Consider the following 19,854-nt stretch of genomic DNA (forward strand, 5'->3'; position numbering starts at 1 on the left):
ACGTTCAAGCCCCCCGGGGAGGTGGGACGTGGCACGCAGCGACGACGCGGACTCGCGCGCCGCACGGTGGGAGAAGGAGGCCCACGATCTCTCCACGCAGGTCGCGTTCCTTCAAGAGGAACTCGCTCTGGTGCGGCGCAAGTTGACCGAAAGCCCCCGACACGTCCGGCAGCTCGAAGAGCGGCTGGCGGCCACCCAGGCACAGTTGGCGCGGCTCACCGAGAACAACGACCGGCTCGTGAGCACCCTCAAAGAGGCTCGCGCGCAGATCGTGACGCTCAAGGAGGAGATCGACCGGCTGGCGCAGCCGCCGTCCGGCTACGGTGTCTTCCTCGCGCGACACGACGACGGCACGGTGGACATCTTCACCGGCGGACGCAAGCTCCGAGTAGCCGTCTCACCCTCACTGGACGCCGAGGAATTGCGGCGTGGCCAGGAGGTCCTGCTCAACGACGCGCTCAACATCGTCGACGCGTTCGGCTACGAGCGGGTCGGCGAGGTGGTGATGCTCAAGGAGATCCTCGCGGGTCCCGAGGGCAGCCCGGGCGACCGGGCGCTGGTGGTCTCGCACTCCGACGAGGAGCGCATCGTCCACCTGGCCGACACCCTGATCGGCACCGCGATCAGGGCCGGCGACTCGCTCATGATCGAGCCCCGCTCGGCGTACGCCTACGAGCGGATCCCGAAGAGCGAGGTCGAGGAGTTGGTGCTGGAGGAGGTGCCCGACGTCGACTACACCGACATCGGCGGCCTCCAGTCGCAGATCGAGCAGATCCGCGACGCGGTGGAGCTGCCCTTCCTGCACGCCGACCTGTTCCGCGAGCACCAGCTCCGGCCGCCGAAGGGCATCCTGCTCTACGGTCCGCCGGGCTGTGGCAAGACGCTCATCGCCAAGGCGGTGGCCAACTCGTTGGCCAAAAAGATCGCCGAGCGGCTGGGCAAGGACCGGCACACCAGCTTCTTCCTCAACATCAAGGGTCCGGAGCTGCTCAACAAGTACGTCGGTGAGACCGAGCGGCACATCCGGCTGATCTTCCAGCGGGCCCGGGAAAAGGCCGGGGAGGGCACCCCGGTCATCGTGTTCTTCGACGAGATGGACTCGATCTTCCGGACCCGTGGCTCCGGTGTCTCCTCCGACGTGGAGAACACCATCGTCCCGCAGCTGCTCAGCGAGATCGACGGTGTCGAGGGCCTGGAGAACGTCATCGTGATCGGCGCCTCCAACCGGGAGGACATGATCGATCCGGCCATCCTGCGCCCCGGCCGGCTCGACGTGAAGATCAAGATCGAGCGTCCGGACGCCGAGGCGGCCAAGGACATCTTCTCCAAGTACATCCTCGTCGGCCTGCCCCTGCACGCCGACGACCTGGCCGAGCACGGCGGCGAGCCCCAGGCCACCGTGGCCGCCATGATCGACGCGGTCGTGCTGCGGATGTACTCGGAAACCGAGGAGAACCGCTTCCTCGAGGTGACCTACGCCAACGGTGACAAGGAAGTCCTCTACTTCAAGGACTTCAACTCCGGCGCGATGATCCAGAACATCGTCGACCGGGGAAAGAAGATGGCGATCAAGGAGTTCCTCACCTCGGGGCGCAAGGGGCTGCGGTTGCAGCACCTGCTCGACGCCTGCGTCGACGAGTTCCGGGAGAACGAGGACCTGCCCAACACCACCAACCCGGACGACTGGGCCCGCATCTCCGGCAAGAAGGGCGAGCGGATCGTCTACATCCGCACGCTCGTCTCCGGCGGCAAGGGCACCGAGGCCGGCCGCTCCATCGAAACCGCCAGCAACACCGGCCAGTACCTCTGACCGGCCGACCGGACGGGCCCGCGACGCGACGCGTCGCGGGCCCGCTCGTGTACGTCACCCACTGTTAACCGCACCACCCCGCGTCGGGTGGGTGGAATGCCGGCCGCGTCGCTAGACTTCCCCGACCGCGTAGTCGACTCCGAGGAACCGCGTGCCGCCCGAGCTCACCGTCGCCGATCCGCCGCTGTCCCCGGCGGTGGATCAGACACCCCCCACCGTCGCGCCGCGCCGGCCGGCCCGCCGTTGGCGGTGGATCCCGCTCCTGCTCGCCGCGCTGGTCGCCGCATGGGCCGTACCCCTCGCCGGACACGCCCTGCACCGGGACTGGCTCCTGCCCCCGGTCGTGCTGATCGCCACGGCCAGCCTGCTGCGCGGCGGCCGTACCCTGCTCGACCGGCTGATGCTCGCCCTGGGCCTGCTGCTCGGCCTGACCGCGATCGGTGGCCTGGTCTTCCCGGTCTGGCCCTGGGGGATGCGGCCGGTGCCGCTCACCGGGACCGCCCTCACCGGGCTCGTCCTCGCCGCCGCCGTGCTACGCCGCCGCCCCCGGTTGCCCCGGCCCGGCTGGGCCGACCTGTTCCCGTTGGCCGGCGCCGCCGCCATGGTGGTCTACCTGCGGCAACCCTGGCAGCGAGCCACCGACCTCGCCGACCGGCTCACCGTCCTCGGCGCGGGCGAGGACAACTGGCGGCACCTGGCGCTGTTCGACGCCATGGGCCGCCTCGACGGCTACACCTTCGTCGACCCGGCCGCCGCCCGGGAGCAGATCACCGCCCAGCTCATCTACTATCCGCAGGGCTGGCACCTGGTCACCGCCCTGCTCGACGGCTTCCTGACCCCCACCGGGCCGCGCGTCGACGCCCTCGTCGCCCACTACTTCGGCTGGACCATCGCCGGCTTCGGACTGTTCACCCTCGTGCTGATCTGGGCAGCCCAACGGCTGGCCGGCCCGATCCACCTGCTGCACCGCACGGTGCTGACCGTGGTCGTCGGCGCGCTGGTGCTCGGCACCCAGCTGCCCCGCCTGCTCAACGCCGGCTACCCCACCGAGGTGCTCGGGCTGACCCTGACCGTCCTGATCGCCACCCTGGTCGCCCGGCCCGTCCCCGGCACCCGGGAGCAGGTCGTGCTGCTGTGCGCCCTGCTCGCCGCCGTCGGGTTCACCTACTACCTCTTCCTGCCCGCCGCCGCCGTGCTGGTCCTGTGCTGGGTGCTCACCCACTGGCGGGAGGCACTGCGCCGGTGGTTCACCGTGCTGACCGTCGGCCTGGCCGGCGCCGCTCTCGCCCTGATCGCCCCGCTGCTCGGCGTGCTGCGGGCCGGGCAGACCGAGGCGCTGGTCATCGGCTCGTCCCAGGCCGTCGAGGGCTGGCGGGCGCTGATCTGGCTCGGCGGCATCGTCGGGGTGGCCCTGCTCGTCCAGGTCGCCCGCGCCGATCCGGCCTGGCGGCGCTGGCTGCTGGTCTGCGTCGTCGGCGCGGCCCTGCCGCTGACCATCGCGCAGATCAACACCGACGCCGGGGTGACCCCGGGCTACTACTTCGTCAAGGGCACCCACCTGGCCACCGCGTTGCTCATCGTCGGCACCGCCGGGGTGGTCCGGTTACTGCCGGTGCCCCGGCCCGCCCTGAGTTGGCGGGGGCCGGCAGCACCACGGCGGGGGTGCTGGCCGCCGCACTCACCATGACGGTCGCGGTGGCGCTCTGCGGGGTCACCGGCTGGCACCGCAGCCTGCTCGTGGTCGACGAGCAGACCTGGGCGCAGCGGTGGGTCCACCAGGACCTCACCCTGCCGTCCAGAGTGGCCTGGGTGTGCGCCGACGCCCAACAGCGCTATCCCGAGGTGCCGGGCACCACCACCCTGGTCATCGACCGGGGGCCGATGCGGTCCTACCTGATCTCGCTGTGCCTGTCGGCCCTGCACGGCACCACGGCGGCCACCGATCCGGGCATCTACAGCCTGCCGTTCCTCGAACCGGACCGCACCGACATCATCGTCCGCCGGGTGGCCGGCCCCGTCCGGTTCATCACCTCCGACCCCAAGGGCGAACGTCGGGTACACCGGATGCTGCGCGACGAGCCCGCCTTGCGGCACCGGCTCAGCTGGGTGCCGTTGACGGTCCCCGAGTGCGACGTGGCCCCCTCCGACGAGCCGCCCCCGCCCACCCTGGAGACCGCCACTCCCGACCCGGCCGAAGCGGCGTGCCCCCTTCCCCGGTGAGGCGGACTACGCTCGACATGACGGCGGACCGGGTGAGGCGAGCGAAGCGGGTAGGTCGATGAGCGTCAGAAGGATCATGGGCACCGAGGTCGAGTACGGGATCTCCGTGCCCGGCCAGGCCGGAGCCAACCCGATGGTCACCTCGTCCCAGGTGGTCAACGCGTACGGCGCGCGCCCGGAACTCAACCGTGGCGGCCGGGCCCGCTGGGACTACGAGGAGGAGTCGCCGCTGCGCGACGCCCGGGGGTTCACCTACTCCGGGGCCGCCTACGACCCGGCGGAGGCGCTCGCCGACGAGGACCTCGGCCTGGCCAACGTGATACTCACCAACGGCGCCCGGCTCTACGTCGACCACGCACACCCGGAATACTCCACCCCCGAGGTGACCAACCCCCTCGACGTGGTGCGGTGGGACAAGGCGGGGGAGCGGGTAATGGCCGAGGCGGCCCGGCGGGCGGCCACCATCCCCGGCACCCAGCCGATCCACCTCTACAAGAACAACACCGACAACAAGGGCGCCAGCTACGGCGCGCACGAGAACTACCTGATGCGGCGGCAGACCCCCTTCGCCGACATCGTGGCGTACCTGACGCCGTTCTTCGTCACCCGGCAGATCGTCTGCGGCGCGGGCCGGGTCGGCATCGGGCAGGACGGCGGCCAGAGCGGCTTCCAGATCTCCCAGCGGGCGGACTTCTTCGAGGTCGAGGTGGGGTTGGAGACCACCCTCAAGCGGCCGATCATCAACACCCGCGACGAGCCGCACGCCGACGCCGACAAGTACCGCCGGTTGCACGTCATCATCGGCGACGCCAACCTGTCGGAGATCTCCACCTACCTCAAGGTGGGCACCACCGCGCTGATCCTGACCATGATCGAGGAGAAGGCGCTCGGTGCCGACCTGGGCATCGCCGACCCGGTCGCCGAGCTGCGCGCGGTCAGCCACGACCCGTCGCTGACCCACCGGATGCGGTTGCGCGACGGCCGTCGGCTGACCGCCCTGGACCTGCAGTGGGCCTACTACGAGCGGGTGCGTTCCTTCGTGGAGGAGCGGTACGGCGCGGACGCCGACGCGCAGACCCTGGACGTGCTGGAGCGCTGGGAGCAGGTGCTGGACCGGCTGGGCCGCGACGTGTTCCTCTGCGCCGACGAGCTGGACTGGGTGGCCAAGCTGCGGCTGCTGGAGGGTTACCGGGAGCGGGAGAAGCTGGGCTGGGGCTCGCACAAGCTTCAGCTGGTCGACCTGCAGTATTCCGACGTCCGGCCGGAGAAGGGTCTCTACCACCGGCTGGTGACCCGGGGCTCGATGAAGACCCTGCTGGACGACGAGCAGACCCGCCGGGCGATGACCGAGCCGCCGGAGGACACCCGGGCCTACTTCCGGGGCCGCTGCCTGGCCCAGTACGCCTCCGAGGTGGTGGCGGCGAGCTGGGACTCGGTGATCTTCGACGTGGGTCGGGAGTCGCTGGTGCGGGTGCCGATGATGGAGCCGGAGCGGGGCACCCGCCAGCACGTCGGAGCGCTGTTCGACAGGTGCGACACCGCCAAGGATCTGCTGGAGACGCTGACCGGCGGCTGAGTCGACGCGGTGACGGCGGCCCGTCGTGCGTCGGATGCCGGCGCGCGACGGGCTTTTCGTCGTCTCCGCGAGGTAAGTTCATCGCAGACGATCGTGGAGGAGGCAGCGAGATGGCTTCACAAGAGGGCGGTCAGACCCAGTCGGGCAAGTCGCACCAGGCCGAGGAGATCGACGACGTCACCACCGAGGTCAATCCCGAGGTCGCCGAGCGGCACGCCGAGATCACCGAGGACGTCGACGACCTGCTCGACGAGATCGACTCGGTCCTGGAGGAGAACGCCGAGGAATTTGTGAGGGGTTATGTGCAGAAAGGGGGCGAATAGGGCATAAACGTTTAAATCGGACATGCCTGATCCGCTCGATGATCGAGAGGGATACCGTCGTTGCCGGGACTGCGATGAGTGGAAGCCGCTCGATGAGTTCTGCGCGAACAGCCGTCGGCCAGATGGCCGGGGTAGCTATTGCAAGCCTTGCTTCAACCTGCGTTCCAAGGTGAGCTATGCCAAGCGGACGAGAGAGAAGCATGGCCGGGAGGTTCGCCAACCACCTATGGTTCCGGATGGCCACCGTCGCTGCCCGACGTGTGGTGAGACGAAGGCGCTCGACGACTTTCCCCGTAACCGGTCGGGGCGTGGCGGCTACGGCCGATACTGCAAGCCCTGCCACAACGAGAAGGGTAAAGAGAGCAAGCTCCGGTTGCACGGCGGGTCTCGCGAGTACCACCTGCGCCGCCGCTACGGGATCGGCGAGCAGGAGTTCCAGGAGCTGCTCGCCGAGCAGGGCGGCGTCTGTGCCGTCTGCGGGGTGGAAGATCCTCAACATGTGGACCACGATCACCGCACCGGATGGGTGCGCGGGATACTCTGCTTCAACTGCAACGGTGGTCTTGGCCAGTTCCGTGACAGTCCCACGAGGCTGGCCAGGGCGATCACGTACCTGAGAGGAACCACGTGGCAGCGGGCTTTGATCCATCCGGGCGTCTACCAGATGTGTTCACCAACGCGGGGACGTCCTCCTTCACGACCTTCCTGAGTCGGGTGGCCCCCGAGATGCTGCCCGGCCGACGGCCGCTACCGCCGGGCATGGCCGCCGACCTGGCGCCGCACGCCACCACCATCGTGGCCATCTCGGCCGTCGGTGGTGTGGTGCTGGCCGGCGACCGACGGGCCACCATGGGCAACCTGATCGCGCAGCGCGACATCGAGAAGGTGCACCCCGCCGACGCGTACTCGCTGGTCGGCATCGCCGGCACGGCGGGCATCGGCATCGAGCTGATGCGACTGTTCCAGGTGGAGCTGGAGCACTACGAGAAGATCGAGGGCGCGATGCTCTCCCTCGACGGCAAGGCCAACCGGCTCGCCTCGATGATCCGGGGCAACCTCGGCGCGGCCATGCAGGGGCTGGCGGTCGTGCCGCTCTTCGCCGGCTTCGACCTGGCCGCCCGGGACCCGGCCCGCGCCGGGCGGATCTTCAGCTTCGACGTCACCGGCGGTCCCTACGAGGAGACCGGCTACGACGCGATCGGCTCCGGTTCGCTCTTCGCCAAGTCCGCGCTCAAGAAGCGGTACCGCACCGGCGTGTCGATCGACGACGCGACCCGGCTCGCCGTCGAGGCGCTCTACGACGCCGCCGACGACGACACGGCCACCGGCGGGCCGGACCTGACCCGGCGGATCTACCCGGTGGTGATGACGGCGACCGCCGAGGGTACCCGCCGGCTCACCGAGGCCGAGACGGCCACCATCGCCGAGGCCGTCGTCGCCGGGCGGATGGAGAACCCGGGCGGCTGACGCCGTCCCACCCCCCACCAGCCCCAGTCGTCAGCACAGTGCCAGAAGGAGAACCGCCGCCGTGGCCATGCAGTTCTACGCCTCGCCCGAGCAGATCATGCGCGACCGCTCCGAGCTGGCCCGCAAGGGCATCGCCCGGGGGCGCAGCGCGGTGGTCCTGAGTTACACCGGCGGGGTGCTCTTCGTCGCGGAGAACCTCTCCAGCGCCCTGCACAAGGTCAGTGAGATCTACGACCGGATCGGCTTCGCCGCCGTCGGCCGGTACAACGAGTTCGAGAACCTGCGCCGCGCCGGGGTGCGGATGGCCGACCTCAACGGCCTGAGCTACGACCGGCGTGACGTGACCGGCCGGGCCCTGGCCAACGCGTTCGCGCAGACCCTGGGCGCGATCTTCACCGAGCAGTCCAAGCCGTTCGAGGTGGAGATCTGCGTGGCGCAGGTCGGTGCCACGGTCGAGGAGGACGAGCTGTACCGGCTCACCTACGACGGTTCGGTCAACGACGAGCCGGGCCGGATGGCGATGGGCGGTCAGGCCGAGGCGATCACCGGCGTGCTCAAGGCCGAGCACCGCCCCGACCTGTCGCTCAGCGAGGCGGTCAGGGTGGCGATGAAGGCGCTGAGCAGCGTCGGCGGCGAGGGCGGCGCGGCCCGGACGATCGCCCCCAACCAGCTCGAGGTGGCGGTCCTGGACCGTGCCCGGGTGGGGCGTACCTTCCGACGGATCACCGGCGCGGCGCTGACCGCGCTGCTGGAGGGTGACGCGGCGGGTGACGCCGCGCCGGCCGACGGCCAGGCCAAGACCCCGACGGTGCCGACCGAGGAGGCGCACAAGCCCACCACGTCGGCGGGCTCGGCCGACCTGGAGGGCCAGCCCCAGGAGAAGCCGGAAGCGTGACGGCGACACGCGCAGGGGCCGGGGTGCACACCCCGGCCCCTGCGCGTGGGTGCCATCCGCAGTCCGGGTCGACCCACCCGCCGCCGGTGCCCTGCGGCACGGCGGCGGCGTGACGGTCAGGCCCTGCGCAGCAGCGGCCTGGCCAGGGCCCAGTAGCCGGCGGCGATGACGTTGAAGATGCTCATCCCGGGCGGCGACTCGACGTTCGACGGGTCGACCTTGGCGGTCATCAGCTCGGCGATGACGCCGTCGGGGACCATCCGCTCCTGCTGGAGTTGGCGACGCCGGGCCCGCACCCAGGCCCGGTTGGTCCACAGCCAGCCCCAGCCGCGCGCCTTCTCCCGGCTCCAGCCGCCGAGCAGCGCGGCCACCAGCATCGCCGCCTCGGTCAGCAGCAGCATCGGCGCGAGCACCACCAGCGTCCGCGTCTCGTACGCGGTGAGCAGCGAGATCAGGCGGTTGCGTTCCAGCAGGTAGTGCTTGAGCTTGTTGCGGGAGAACTCGTAGTGGTGCACCACCACGGCGTCCGGGACGTACTCCTGGCGTAGTCCGCGCTGCCACAACCGCAGGCTGATCTCGGTGTCCTCGTGGTAGGCGAAGTACTCGGCGGCGAAGCCGTCCAGCTCCCGCCAGAGCGCCCGGTTGATCACGAAGCAGCAGCCGCTGATCGACGGCACCGTGGTCCGCCGGGCGTGCGCGCTGGCGGGCTGGCCGTTGCCGCCGGCCCAGGACAGCCCGATGTAGTGCAGCGGGTTGCCGGAGGTGTTGATCAGGTCGGGGTTCTCGGCGAGCCGGATCGAGGCCATCACCGCGCCCACGCCCGGCTCACCGGCCACCGCCACCGTCCGGGCCAGCGCGTCGGGGGCGACGACGGCGTCGGAGTTGACGAAGGCCAGCCACTCACCGGTGGCCTCGGCGGCACCGACCCGGCAGCCGCCGGAGTAGCCGGTGTTCTCCTCCGGCCGGACCACCCGTACCCCGGCGAAGCCCTTGACCACGTCGATGCCGTCACCGGTGCAGCCGTTGTCGACCACGATCAGCTCGATCTCGACGTCGGTGCTGGCCAGCACGGCGCGGGCGGCGTCGACCAGGTAGGGCTCGGCACCGTAGGCGAGCATCACCGCGGACACCTGGGGGCGGGACATCTACAGACCTCCGGAGACGCCGGTGGCCACCACGTCGTCGAGCGGCCGGCCGGGGGTGGGGGTGGCCGGGCGGGCACCCCGGCGCAGCAGCAGGACGGCCATGGTGGCGGCCACCACGACGGAACCGACGGCGTAGGCCAGTTCGACGCGGAGCGCGACGGGGGCCGGGACGGCCGTGACGGCGAGCAGGGCGGTCACCCCGATCGTCCACGACACGGCCTGGGCGCGGTGCCGGTCGAGGGCGAGCAGCGCCTGCCCGAGCACCATCGCCCACAGGTAGGCGAGGGTGCCGACGGCCAGCCAGGCGAAGTCGCCGTGGCCGAGCACGCCGGGGGCGTCGAAGAGCCGGTGCACCAGCCACGGGCCGAGCGCCACCGCGCCGATCGCCCCGGCGACACCGAGGGCGGTGACCACGCCGAGCGCCCGGCGCAGCAGGCGGTGGAAAGCGGCCACGTCGCCGGTGGTGGCGGTGGTGGCCAGGCCGGGCAGCAGCGACGCCTGCATCGAGCCGAAGACGAACAGCGGGATCCGGACCAGCACCAGGGCGGAGAGCAGCGCACCGGCGGTCGCCACGTCGGCCGGGTCGAGCAGCCGGACGTTGATCACGCCGATGTTGACCACGACCTGGGAGAGCAGGCTGGAGACGGTGAGCAGGCCGAGGCCGCGCAGCAGGGTGCCCCAGGCCACCGGGAGGCCGCCGCCGACGGCCCGCAGCACCGGCGGGAGGGTCACCAGCACCGACAGCAGCGGGGCGACGACCAGCACCGCGCCGTACCAGACCGGGTCGGTGACGCCGCTGAGGCCGAGGCCGGCGACCAGCGCGATGCGCACCCCGCCGTCGACGCCGAGCTGGGTGCCGTACCAGGGGAAGAGTTGCAGGCCGGACAGCACGCCCCGGGTGGTGTACGCCACGGCCATCGCGACCAGCGCGCCGATCAGCACGGCGACCATCGTGTCGTCGCCGGCGAAGAGCCGGTCGGTGAGCGCCTGGCGGCCGACGAGGGTGGCCACGACCAGCACCGCCAGCACGGCGGCGGCGACGGTGGCTCCCCGGGCCAGCACCGGGCCGGGGGGCAGCCCCTGGCTGCGGCGGGCGGCGACGACCCGGGCCACCTCCTGCTCGACGGGGATGAACACGCCGATGCCGAGGGTGAACACGATCGACCAGAGCACCGACAGTGAGGAGTAGTCGGCGCGGTCGAGGGCGTGTCCGGCGACCGCGAGGTGCACGTAGGAGGCGAGCCCGAGCAGGGCGAGCCCGCCTCCGACGGCGACGGTGCCGGGCGGGACGAGATGGAGCAGCCGCCGCATCACCGGCGGATGAGCGCCAGCGTGAGCACCGCGAAGGCCCGACCCAGGTAGATCATCGCCTTGGCGGGGGAGTGGCTGGGGGTGCCGGCCATCCGTTTGCGCATGGCCACCGGCACCTGACGGATGCGGTAGCCGCGCCGGGCGGTGTGCACCAGGGTCTCCACCGTGTCGCCGAGGTACTCCGCCGGGTACCAGCCGGCGAACATCTCGATGACCCGCCGGTTGGCGGCCCGGAACCCGGACGTGGTGTCGGTCAGCCGGGTCTTGGCCACCCGGGAGAGCACCCCGGACAGCATGACCATCGCCCAGCGGCGGGGCCCGCGCACCGAGTAGTCGCCCTCGCCGGCGAACCGGGCACCGATGACCAGGTCGTTGTCGTCGAGCAGGTCGACCAGCTTGGGCACGTACCGGGGGTCGTGCTGGCCGTCGGCGTCGATCTGGATCGCCACGTCGTAGTCGTTGTCCCGGGCGTAGCGGTAGCCGAGCCGCATCGCCCCGCCCACCCCGAGGTTGTACGGCAGCTTCGCGACCCGGGCCCCGGCGGCGGCGGCCACGGCGGCGGTGCGGTCGGTGGAGCCGTCGTCGACCACCAGCACGTCGACGCCGGGCAGTTCGCCCCGGACCTCGCCGACCACGTCGGCGATCGACCCGGACTCGTTGAGCGCCGGGATGATGATCAGGACACGCTTGCCGTTAACCATCGTGGGACACCAGTTCGTCTCGGTTGGCTGCGGTGAGCTGCGCGTCCTGGGCGAGCCGGGCGGCGCGTTCCGCGTCGATCTGCGCGCGGAGCAGGGCGAAGTCCTCGGCCAGGGTGCGGGTCTCCTCCTCCAGCGCGCTGACCTCCCAGCTCAGGTGGACGCAGACCAGCAGCAGGAAGACGATGCCGAGGAACAGCACGAGGCTGACGCCGGAGACCACGCCGAAGAAGCCGGCCACGTTGTCGAGCAGCCGGGGGAACAGCGACAACGGGATGACGATGACCAGCACGCCGAGCCAGAGCATGCCGTACTTCTCGCGGAGCTGCCGGCGGCGCAGCAGCTCGACGATGGTGGCGAGCAGGATCAGGCCGGTCAGACCGGTGACGAGGGTGAGCTTCATGCGACCTTCCACGGGGTGGGTGCAGTCGGGGAGGCGAAGGCGTCGGACAGCGCGTCGTGCCAGTCCGGCAGCGGGGGCAGGCCGGCCTCGGCCCACCGGTCGTGCCCTAGCACACTGTACGCGGGTCGCGCGGCCGGACGCGGAAACCGGTCGCTGGTGGTGGGTCGGACCCGGTCGGGGTCGAGCCCGGCCAGCGTGAAGGCGGCGCGGGCCAGCCCGTACCAGGTGGTCTGGCCGGTGCAGGTGCCGTGGTAGGTGCCGGCGGGGGCCCGGTCGGCCAGGGCCGCGTCGGCGAGTGCGACCAGCCGGGTGGCCAGCGCGTACGACCAGGTGGGTTGGCCGTGCTGGTCGTCGACCACGTCGAGGTGTTCCCGGGTGGCGGCCAGGCCGAGCATGGTGGTGACGAAGTTGCGCCCGTGTGCCCCGTAGAGCCAGGCGGTCCGCACCAGGTAGCCGGTTTCGGGGAGGAATCGGACCACTGCCCGCTCCCCGGCGAGCTTGCTGCGGCCGTACGCGTTGATCGGGTCGGTGGGGGCGTCCTCGGCGTAGGGGGTGTCGGCGTCACCGGCGAAGACGTAGTCGGTGGAGACGTGCAGCAGCCGCGCGCCGTGCCCGGCGCAGGCGCGGGCCAGGTGGGCCACCCCGTCGCCGTTGATCGCGGTGGCCGCCGCCTCGTCCCGCTCGGCGCCGTCGACGTCGGTCCACGCGGCGGCGTTGAGCACCACGTCGTGCCCGGCGACCGCGGCCCGGACCGCCTCGGCGTCGGTGATGTCGAGGTCGGTGCGGGTGGCGGCGGTCACCTTGAGGTCGCTGCGGGTGGCCAGCACGGTGAGCAGGTCCCGGCCGAGCATGCCGCCCGCGCCGGTGACGAGTACCCGGGTCATGCGGCAGGCGCCGTCTTCAGCGGCTCCCACCAGGCCCGGTTGTCCCGGTACCAGGCGACGGTCTGGGCCAGGCCCTCGTCGAGGCCGATGCTCGGGGCGTACCCCAGCTCGGTGTTGATCTTGCTGATGTCCAGCGAGTAGCGGCGGTCGTGGCCCTTGCGGTCGGTCACCGGGACGACCCGGTCCCAGCCGGCGTCGCACGCCTCCAGCAGCCGCCCGGTCAGCTCCTTGTTGCTCAGCTCGGTGCCGCCGCCGATGTGGTAGACCTCACCGGCGCGGCCGGCGTGCGCCACCATCGCGATGCCCCGGCAGTGGTCGTGCACGTGCAGCCAGTCACGCACGTTGCCGCCGTCGCCGTAGAGCGGCACCGTGCCGCCGTCGAGCAGGTTGGTCACGAACAACGGGACGACCTTCTCCGGGAACTGGTACGGCCCGTAGTTGTTGGAGCAGCGGGTCACCACCACGTCCATCCCGTGGGTCCGGTGGTAGGCCAGCGCCAGCAGGTCGGACCCGGCCTTCGAGGCCGAGTACGGCGAGTTCGGGGCCAGCGGCCAGGTCTCCGTCCAGGAGCCGGAGTCGATCGAGCCGTACACCTCGTCGGTGGAGACGTGCACGAACCGGCCGGTGCCGTGCCGCAGCGCGGCGTCCAGCAGGGTCTGGGTGCCCAGCACGTTGGTGGTGACGAACGGGGCGGCCCCGGCGATCGACCGGTCGACGTGCGACTCGGCGGCGAAGTGCACGATCACGTCCTGGCCGGCGACGACCTCGTCGACCGTCGCCGGGTCGCAGATGTCGCCCCGGACGAACCGCAGCCGGGGGTCCTCGCGCACCGGGGCGAGGTTGTCCAGGTTGCCGGAGTAGGTCAGCTTGTCCAGCACGGTCACCGTCGCGGGTTCGACCGCGGGCACGCCGGACGCGTCACCGCCGGGCACACCCAGCAGCATCCGTACGTACTCCGACCCGATGAATCCGGCTCCGCCGGTGACGAGAATCCTCACGGGGACGGAAGTGTACGCGCATCGGCCCGCCGACCCGGGGACCGTGACCCCGGTGTCCGGTTCGCGCCGGTCCCGGTAGGCTCCCCCGGTGCGTGGAATCCTTCTCGCTGGTGGCACCGGGTCCCGGCTGTGGCCGATCACCCGCGCGGTGTCCAAGCAACTGATGCCGATCTTCGACAAGCCGATGGTCTACTACCCGCTGTCGACGCTGGTGATGTCCGGGGTACGGGAGATCCTGGTGATCACCACCCCGGAGGACCAGGACCAGTTCCAGCGGCTGCTCGGCGACGGCAGCCAGTGGGGGCTGCGGCTGGAGTACGTCGCCCAGGCCCGCCCGGACGGCATCGCGCAGGCGTTCGTGCTCGGCGCGGACTTCATCGGCGACGACTCGGTGGCGCTGGTGCTGGGCGACAACATCTTCCACGGCGTCGGCCTCGGCCGGCAGTTGGCCGACAACGGCGACCTGGTCGGCGGGCGGGTCTTCGCCTACCCGGTCGCCAACCCCGAGGCGTACGGGGTGGTCGACTTCGACGCCGACGGCCGGGTGCTGTCGATCGAGGAGAAGCCGGCCCGGCCGAAGTCCCGCTACGCGGTGCCGGGCCTGTACTTCTACGACAACCGGGTGGTCGAGATCGCCGGCAACCTCACCCCGAGCGCCCGGGGCGAGTTGGAGATCACCGCGGTCAACGAGGCGTACCGGCGGGCCGGTGAGCTGTCGGTGACCGTGCTGGACCGGGGCACCGCCTGGCTGGACACCGGCACCTTCACCTCGATGATGCAGGCCGGCGAGTTCGTCCGGGTGATCGAGGAACGGCAGGGCATGAAGATCGGCTGCGTCGAGGAGGTCTGCTGGCGAGCCGGCCTGCTCGACGACGAGCAGCTGCGCGCCCTGGCCGAGCCGCTGACCAAGAGCGGCTACGGTGACTACCTGCTGGGCCTGCTGGCCGACAAGCACGACGAGGCGGTGCTGCGCGCGGCCCAGTCGGTAACGGAGGGGGTGCGGTGAAGATTCGCCCGCTGAGCATCGAGGGCGCCTGGGAGGTCACCCCGCAGCAGCACGGTGACCCGCGCGGCCTGTTCATGGAGTGGTACCGGTTCGACCAACTCGCCGAGGCGGTGGGGCACCCGCTGCGGCTGGCCCAGGCCAACCTGTCGATCTCCGGCCGGGGTGTGGTGCGCGGCATCCACTTCGCCGACGTCCCGCCCGGCCAGGCCAAGTACGTCACCTGCGTCCGGGGCGCGGTGCTCGACGTGGTGGTGGACCTGCGCACCGGTTCGCCGACCTTCGGCCGCTGGGAGGGCGTCCGGTTGGACGACACCGACCGGCGGGCGGTCTATCTGGCCGAGGGGCTGGGGCACGGTTTCTGCGCGTTGAGCGACGACGCGACCCTGACCTACCTCTGCTCGACCACCTACAACCCGACCGGGGAACACGCCGTGCACCCGCTCGACCCGGAGTTGGGCATCGAGTGGCCGGCCGAGGTGCCGCAACTGTCCGCCCGCGACGCGGCGGCGCCGACGTTGGCGCAGGTCCGCGCGGCGGGGACGCTGCCGGACTACGCCGCCTGCCGGGCGTTCGTGGCCGGGCTGGGGCCGGACGGAATGTCGTACTCGGACGGGATCTGAGCGACCGAAGCGCACTACCTGTGCTGTGACAGTGACGAACCGACCCTCCGGGCGGCTAGTGTCACATCATGGAGCGGCGAATCTTCGGCCTCGAGACCGAGTACGGCGTCACCTGCACCTATCGCGGGCAGCGGCGGCTGTCCCCCGACGAGGTCGCCCGGTATCTGTTTCGTCGGGTGGTGTCCTGGGGGCGGTCGAGCAACGTGTTCCTGCGCAACGGGGCCCGGCTCTACCTGGACGTCGGGTCGCACCCGGAGTACGCCACTCCGGAGTGCGACTCGGTCACCGACCTGGTCGCCCACGACCGGGCCGGTGAACGGATCCTGGAGGGCCTGCTCGTCGATGCGGAGAAGCGGCTGCACGACGAGGGCATCGCGGGTGAGATCTACCTGTTCAAGAACAACACCGACTCGGCCGGCAACTCGTACGGCTGCCACGAGAACTACCTGGTGTCCCGGCACGGTGAGTTCGGCCGGCTGGCCGACGTGCTCATCCCGTTCCTGGTCACCCGGCAGCTGATCTGCGGGGCGGGCAAGGTGTTGCAGACCCCGCGCGGGGCGGTCTACTGCCTGTCCCAGCGGGCCGAGCACATCTGGGAGGGCGTCTCCTCGGCGACCACCCGCAGCCGGCCGATCATCAACACCCGCGACGAGCCGCACGCCGACGCCGAGCGCTACCGGCGGCTGCACGTCATCGTCGGCGACTCCAACATGAACGAGGTCACCACGCTGCTCAAGGTCGGCTCGGCCGACATCGTGCTGCGGATGATCGAGGCCGGCGTGGTGATGCGTGACCTGTCGCTGGAGAACCCGATCCGGGCCATCCGGGAGGTGTCACACGACATCACCGGCCGGCGCAAGGTGCGGCTCGCCTCCGGCAAGGAGGTCAGCGCGCTGGAGATCCAACAGGAATACCTGGCGCGGGCCACCGAGTTCGTCGAGCGCCGCGGTGGCGACCAGACCGCCAAGCGGGTGGTGGAGCTGTGGGGCCGGGTGCTCAACGCGGTGGAGGACGGCAACCTCGACCCGGTGGCCCGGGAGATCGACTGGGTGAGCAAGCTCCGGTTGATCGAGCGTTACCAGCGCAAGCACGACCTGCCGCTGTCGCACCCCCGGGTGGCGCAGATGGACCTGGCCTATCACGACCTGCGCCGGGGCCGGGGCCTGTACGGGCTGCTGGAGCGGCGCGGTCAGGTGGACCGGGTGGCCACCGACCCGGAGATCTTCGAGGCCAAGGAGACGCCGCCGCAGACCACCCGGGCCCGGCTGCGCGGCGAGTTCATCAGGCACGCCCAGGAGAAGCGGCGTGACTTCACCGTCGACTGGGTGCACCTGAAGCTCAACGACCAGGCGCAGCGCACCGTGCTCTGCAAGGACCCGTTCCGCGCGTACGACGAGCGGGTCGAACGCCTGATCGCCAGCATGTGACCCGGTGGGGTCGACGGCCGGCACCGACCGTCGACCCCACCGGTACGCTGGCGGGGCGATGAACACTTCCGAACCCGCCGACCGCGAGAGCGGCGACACCCAGCGGCTCAACTGGATCGATCGTCGCCGGGCGAAGATCCGCGACGAGATCGCCCGCAACCGCCGGGGCGAGTACACGGTGCCGACCTGGGTGCTGACCGTGGCGTTGGTCGTCATCGTGGTGGGTTGGCTCGCGGTGATCTTCCTGGTCGGCTGACCTCTTCCGGTCGGGCCACCGTCGGCGCCGGTCGGTCCGGTCGAGCACTCCGGAAGATGAGCGGGGGCCGCGGAGCTGGCACCCTGGTGCGACGGCAGCCCGCCCGGGGCGGCCGACGAGTCAGGAGGTGCCGGTGGCGCACATCGATCTGGGTCTCGACGAGAAGGCGTTTCCGGGGATCACCGGGCCGATGCGGTACCGGCCGGAGACCGCGAAGCCGCTGAACGAGCTGGCCGAGGTGTTGTTGCGCACCCCGCACCCGACGTTGACGCCGGGTGAGCGGGAGCTGATCGCCGCCTACGTCTCGGGGCTCAACGAGTGCCGGTTCTGCTGCGCCTCCCACTCGGCGTTCGCCGCCGCCCAGCTGCCCACCGGGATGACCCTGGTCGACCAGGTGCGGGCCGACCTGGACACCGCGCCGGTCAGCGCGAAGCTGCGCGCCCTGCTGCGGATCGCGGCGGCGGTGCAGGCCGGTGGCCGGCAGGTCACCACCGAGCTGGTCGAGGCGGCCCGCGCCGAGGGCGGCACCGACCTGGAGATCCACGACACGGTGCTGATCGCCGCCGCGTTCTGCATGTTCAACCGGTACGTCGACGGCCTGGGCACCTTCGCCCCCGAGGGGGAGGGTTACGAGGAGACCGCCGCGCGGATCGTGACGCACGGCTACACGGCGGACTGACGCTGATCCGACAGTGCCCCCGCCGACCGGTCAGTCGGCGGGGGACGGGTGGTGCGGTCCGCCGGCCGAGAGCCCCCGCCCATGCCGATCCAGCAGGTCCGGGCCGCCGTACCGCCGCCGGGTCGGTCGCCTTGCCGGCCCGCTGCGGCCGGCCCGCCGCCGGGAAACTGCCGTCGGGTCACCCGCCCGGGCTGTGTCGACAGTCCTCACTGGACCATCGGTCGATCCCCGCACTTGCATCCTCATAGAACACTGGGTCTCCCTACGCACACCGTGCGTGAGGTGCTCCGGGTGGCACGGATCCACCGGCCCCCGGTCACCGCCGCGCGGGTGCTGCTCCGGAACCGGTCGTGGAGGGTGCTGATGATCGAGATCCCCGCCGTCGGTCCGTACCTCGACTTCGACGACTTCACCGTGCAGCTGCCCCAACGGGGGACGCACGGCTACCTGCCGTGCGCGGGACTGCCCACCGCCGAGCTGCGGGACACCGCGGGAGACGGCGCGGGGGTCTGGCTCGCCCGGTCCCGGGCGGGCCACTCGTTGATCATTCCGGACGGGGTGGACGTCGTCCGCAACGGTCGACGGATCATCGGACTCGCCGTCCTGCACCACGGTGACCGGGTGGCCTTCGCCGGTCAGTTGGCGTGGTTCTCCGAGGTCCGTCAGCTGCGACTGCCCACCGGGCACGTGCTGGTCGGGCACCGTTGCCAGCAGTGCCACACCACCTTCACCGTCGATGCGGAGGTGGTGCTCTGCCCCCTGTGCGGTGAGGGCTACTGCGAGGACTGCTGGGAGTACCTGCGTGGCGCGCGGTGTTACTCGCGCGACTGCCACATGGTTCCGGTTCCGGTGCCGGTGGGTCGGGTGGTGACCACATGACCCAGGACCGCTACTCCCGGCTGGCCGACATCGAGTGGTGGGACCAGGACGAGGTACGTGGCGCGCACGCCGTGGTCGCCGGCGCGGGTGCCCTCGGCAACGAGGTGCTGAAGAACCTCCTCCTGCTCGGCTGGGGCACGATCACCGTCGTCGACCTCGACACGGTCGAGGTCGGCAACCTCTCCCGGTCGGTGCTCTACCGACCGTCCGACGTCGGCGCCGCCAAGGTGGACGCCGTCGTACGGGCCGCCGGTGAACTCAACCCGGACTGTCAGGTCGACGTGATCGCCGACGACCTGCGCACGGGTCTCGGGGCCGGTCTGCTCCACCGCGCCGACGTGGTGCTCGGCTGTCTGGACAACGTGGCCGCCCGGGTGGCGCTCGGCCAACTCGCCGGGCAGGCCGGTGTCCTGCTGATCGACGGCGGCCTCACCACCTGGGAGGGCGCGGTGCGCCTCTACCTGCCGCCGGACGGCCCGTGCTACGTCTGCGGGCTGACCGACGAGGACCTGCGGGACCTCGCCCTGCGCCACTCCTGCCTGGCCTACCGGGTCCGTGCCGAGACGGCCCGGGGGGTGCCCACCACCCCGACCGTCGCCGCCACCGTCGGGGCGGCGATGGCGCAGCAGGCGATGCGGTGGCTCAGCCGTGACCGGCACGACATGACCGTGCCGATCGGCCACGAACTGCGCTTCGACCTCGCCTACGACCGGTTCTGGCAGGTCGGCATCCCGGTGAACCCGGACTGCCTGCTGCACCCGACCCCGGCGGTGCCGACCGGGAGCCCCGGCTCGTGGGCCACCGACCGGTGGGTCGACATCCTCGAGCGGTGGCGGACGGCGCGGGCCGACGACGAGGTGGTGCTGCGCCTGCCGCTGACGGTGTTGCGCGGCTGGAGCTGCCTCGGTTGCGGCCGGCAGGACGAGGTCCACCGGGTCCACCCGGGGGACCGCCCGGTCCGGTGCCCGACCTGCGCCGCCGAGGTGGCCCTCGACCTGGTCGACCAGATCGACGGGACGCAGCCGTGGCACCTGCTGTCGCCGCACGAGACGGGTTTTCCCCGTTGGAGCTGGGTCGAGGCGCACGGCAGCGGGGGGACCGTGGTCTTCGAACTGGCCGAACCGGTGGGCTCCGACGGGGGTCGGGGCGGCGCCGGTGGTGCGCCGCCCCGGGTGCCGCCGGACGGTGGTCCGCAGGACCCGGCGCCTCGTGGTCCGCAGGCCCCGGCGGCGCGTACCGGCATAGGCAGGAGCTGAC

21 protein-coding genes are annotated in these 19,854 nt (G+C 71.4%); 15 read left to right on the forward strand and 6 right to left on the reverse strand.

What is annotated here, in order from left to right; translation table 11 throughout:
- Window positions 1-28 precede the first annotated feature (28 nt).
- The 8 genes from arc to prcA all read left to right on the forward strand — a co-directional run bounded on the left by arc (window position 29) and on the right by prcA (window position 8,291).
- Complete coding sequence (gene arc / locus J7462_RS03050) at window positions 29-1,810, forward strand: proteasome ATPase (RefSeq protein ID WP_208566159.1); 1,782 nt, start codon at window positions 29-31, stop codon at window positions 1,808-1,810.
- A 151-nt stretch (window positions 1,811-1,961) separates the two neighbouring features.
- Complete coding sequence (locus J7462_RS03055) at window positions 1,962-3,497, forward strand: hypothetical protein (protein ID WP_219461483.1); 1,536 nt, start codon at window positions 1,962-1,964, stop codon at window positions 3,495-3,497.
- Window positions 3,473-4,030, forward strand: a complete 558-nt coding sequence (locus J7462_RS03060) for a hypothetical protein (RefSeq protein WP_219461485.1) — start codon at window positions 3,473-3,475, stop codon at window positions 4,028-4,030. Before J7462_RS03055 ends, J7462_RS03060 begins: the two co-directional genes overlap by 25 nt.
- Window positions 4,031-4,088: 58 nt before the next feature.
- On the forward strand, window positions 4,089-5,606 hold the full coding sequence (gene dop, locus J7462_RS03065; RefSeq protein ID WP_357017429.1) for a depupylase/deamidase Dop: 1,518 nt from the start codon (window positions 4,089-4,091) through the stop codon (window positions 5,604-5,606).
- Between the two features lie 110 nt (window positions 5,607-5,716).
- Window positions 5,717-5,929 carry a ubiquitin-like protein Pup gene (locus J7462_RS03070; RefSeq protein ID WP_204924405.1) on the forward strand — a complete coding sequence of 71 codons (213 nt, stop codon included), beginning with the start codon at window positions 5,717-5,719 and terminating at the stop codon, window positions 5,927-5,929.
- Window positions 5,930-5,951: 22 nt separating this feature from the next.
- Window positions 5,952-6,638 (forward strand): endonuclease VII domain-containing protein, encoded by a 687-nt coding sequence (locus J7462_RS03075; protein WP_219461489.1) that lies wholly within the window; start codon window positions 5,952-5,954, stop codon window positions 6,636-6,638.
- Entirely contained in the window at window positions 6,557-7,396 is an 840-nt protein-coding gene (prcB, locus tag J7462_RS03080; protein WP_219461492.1) for a proteasome subunit beta, read from the forward strand. Before J7462_RS03075 ends, prcB begins: the two co-directional genes overlap by 82 nt.
- A 61-nt stretch (window positions 7,397-7,457) precedes the next feature.
- Entirely contained in the window at window positions 7,458-8,291 is an 834-nt protein-coding gene (gene prcA / locus J7462_RS03085) for a proteasome subunit alpha (RefSeq protein WP_208566155.1), read from the forward strand.
- A gap of 116 nt (window positions 8,292-8,407) precedes the next feature.
- Here prcA and J7462_RS03090 read toward each other — a convergent pair whose 3' ends face one another.
- Genes J7462_RS03090 through rfbB form a run of 6 tightly spaced genes read right to left on the reverse strand, consistent with a single transcriptional unit; the run spans window position 8,408 to window position 13,730 of the window.
- Window positions 8,408-9,436, reverse strand: coding sequence for a glycosyltransferase family 2 protein (locus J7462_RS03090; RefSeq protein ID WP_208566154.1), 1,029 nt, complete (start codon window positions 9,434-9,436; stop codon window positions 8,408-8,410).
- Window positions 9,437-10,747, reverse strand: coding sequence for a lipopolysaccharide biosynthesis protein (locus J7462_RS03095; protein WP_255597562.1), 1,311 nt, complete (start codon window positions 10,745-10,747; stop codon window positions 9,437-9,439).
- Window positions 10,747-11,448, reverse strand: a complete 702-nt coding sequence (locus J7462_RS03100) for a glycosyltransferase family 2 protein (protein WP_145920205.1) — start codon at window positions 11,446-11,448, stop codon at window positions 10,747-10,749. The genes J7462_RS03095 and J7462_RS03100 overlap by 1 nt, the downstream gene beginning before the upstream one ends.
- Complete coding sequence (locus J7462_RS03105) at window positions 11,441-11,848, reverse strand: DUF2304 domain-containing protein (RefSeq protein WP_244251851.1); 408 nt, start codon at window positions 11,846-11,848, stop codon at window positions 11,441-11,443. Before J7462_RS03105 ends, J7462_RS03100 begins: the two co-directional genes overlap by 8 nt.
- The gene (gene rfbD, locus J7462_RS03110) at window positions 11,845-12,732 is read right to left on the reverse strand and encodes a dTDP-4-dehydrorhamnose reductase (protein WP_219461500.1); all 888 of its coding nucleotides are present in this window, start codon (window positions 12,730-12,732) and stop codon (window positions 11,845-11,847) included. The genes J7462_RS03105 and rfbD overlap by 4 nt, the downstream gene beginning before the upstream one ends.
- The gene (rfbB, locus tag J7462_RS03115) at window positions 12,729-13,730 is read right to left on the reverse strand and encodes a dTDP-glucose 4,6-dehydratase (protein ID WP_208566151.1); all 1,002 of its coding nucleotides are present in this window, start codon (window positions 13,728-13,730) and stop codon (window positions 12,729-12,731) included. The genes rfbD and rfbB overlap by 4 nt, the downstream gene beginning before the upstream one ends.
- An 88-nt stretch (window positions 13,731-13,818) precedes the next feature.
- On the opposite strand from rfbB, the gene rfbA reads away from it, so the two are divergent.
- From rfbA to J7462_RS03150, 7 genes are all read left to right on the forward strand, one after another.
- The gene (rfbA, locus tag J7462_RS03120; RefSeq protein ID WP_208566150.1) at window positions 13,819-14,736 is read left to right on the forward strand and encodes a glucose-1-phosphate thymidylyltransferase RfbA; all 918 of its coding nucleotides are present in this window, start codon (window positions 13,819-13,821) and stop codon (window positions 14,734-14,736) included.
- Window positions 14,733-15,356 carry a dTDP-4-dehydrorhamnose 3,5-epimerase gene (rfbC, locus tag J7462_RS03125; protein ID WP_208566149.1) on the forward strand — a complete coding sequence of 208 codons (624 nt, stop codon included), beginning with the start codon at window positions 14,733-14,735 and terminating at the stop codon, window positions 15,354-15,356. Before rfbA ends, rfbC begins: the two co-directional genes overlap by 4 nt.
- Before the next feature lie 68 nt (window positions 15,357-15,424).
- Entirely contained in the window at window positions 15,425-16,783 is a 1,359-nt protein-coding gene (gene pafA, locus J7462_RS03130) for a Pup--protein ligase (protein ID WP_208566148.1), read from the forward strand.
- 58 nt (window positions 16,784-16,841) lie between these two features.
- Entirely contained in the window at window positions 16,842-17,039 is a 198-nt protein-coding gene (locus tag J7462_RS03135; RefSeq protein WP_208566147.1) for a hypothetical protein, read from the forward strand.
- Window positions 17,040-17,172: 133 nt separating this feature from the next.
- Window positions 17,173-17,718, forward strand: a complete 546-nt coding sequence (locus tag J7462_RS03140) for a carboxymuconolactone decarboxylase family protein (protein ID WP_219461514.1) — start codon at window positions 17,173-17,175, stop codon at window positions 17,716-17,718.
- 291 nt (window positions 17,719-18,009) lie between these two features.
- Window positions 18,010-18,597, forward strand: a complete 588-nt coding sequence (locus J7462_RS03145; RefSeq protein ID WP_219461518.1) for a hypothetical protein — start codon at window positions 18,010-18,012, stop codon at window positions 18,595-18,597.
- Window positions 18,594-19,853: a ThiF family adenylyltransferase gene (locus tag J7462_RS03150; protein ID WP_219461523.1), complete on the forward strand. Its 1,260-nt coding sequence runs from the start codon at window positions 18,594-18,596 to the stop codon at window positions 19,851-19,853. Before J7462_RS03145 ends, J7462_RS03150 begins: the two co-directional genes overlap by 4 nt.
- Window position 19,854: the final 1 nt, after the last annotated feature.

It is taken from the genome of Micromonospora sp. RL09-050-HVF-A, assembly GCF_019374995.1.
Classification (GTDB): Bacteria; Actinomycetota; Actinomycetes; order Mycobacteriales; family Micromonosporaceae; genus Micromonospora; species Micromonospora antibiotica.

Bases quoted from the DNA above. Each gene is read 5' to 3' on its own strand.
- J7462_RS03090 (WP_208566154.1), bottom strand. From the start codon at position 9,436: ATGTCCCGCCCCCAGGTGTCCGCGGTGATGCTCGCCTACGGTGCCGAG.
- J7462_RS03070 (WP_204924405.1), top strand. From the start codon at position 5,717: ATGGCTTCACAAGAGGGCGGTCAGACCCAGTCGGGCAAGTCGCACCAG.
- dop (WP_357017429.1), top strand. From the start codon at position 4,089: ATGAGCGTCAGAAGGATCATGGGCACCGAGGTCGAGTACGGGATCTCC.
- J7462_RS03105 (WP_244251851.1), bottom strand. From the start codon at position 11,848: ATGAAGCTCACCCTCGTCACCGGTCTGACCGGCCTGATCCTGCTCGCC.
- J7462_RS03135 (WP_208566147.1), top strand. From the start codon at position 16,842: ATGAACACTTCCGAACCCGCCGACCGCGAGAGCGGCGACACCCAGCGG.
- J7462_RS03095 (WP_255597562.1), bottom strand. From the start codon at position 10,747: ATGCGGCGGCTGCTCCATCTCGTCCCGCCCGGCACCGTCGCCGTCGGA.
- rfbD (WP_219461500.1), bottom strand. From the start codon at position 12,732: ATGACCCGGGTACTCGTCACCGGCGCGGGCGGCATGCTCGGCCGGGAC.
- J7462_RS03075 (WP_219461489.1), top strand. From the start codon at position 5,952: ATGCCTGATCCGCTCGATGATCGAGAGGGATACCGTCGTTGCCGGGAC.
- J7462_RS03150 (WP_219461523.1), top strand. From the start codon at position 18,594: ATGACCCAGGACCGCTACTCCCGGCTGGCCGACATCGAGTGGTGGGAC.
- J7462_RS03100 (WP_145920205.1), bottom strand. From the start codon at position 11,448: ATGGTTAACGGCAAGCGTGTCCTGATCATCATCCCGGCGCTCAACGAG.
- pafA (WP_208566148.1), top strand. From the start codon at position 15,425: ATGGAGCGGCGAATCTTCGGCCTCGAGACCGAGTACGGCGTCACCTGC.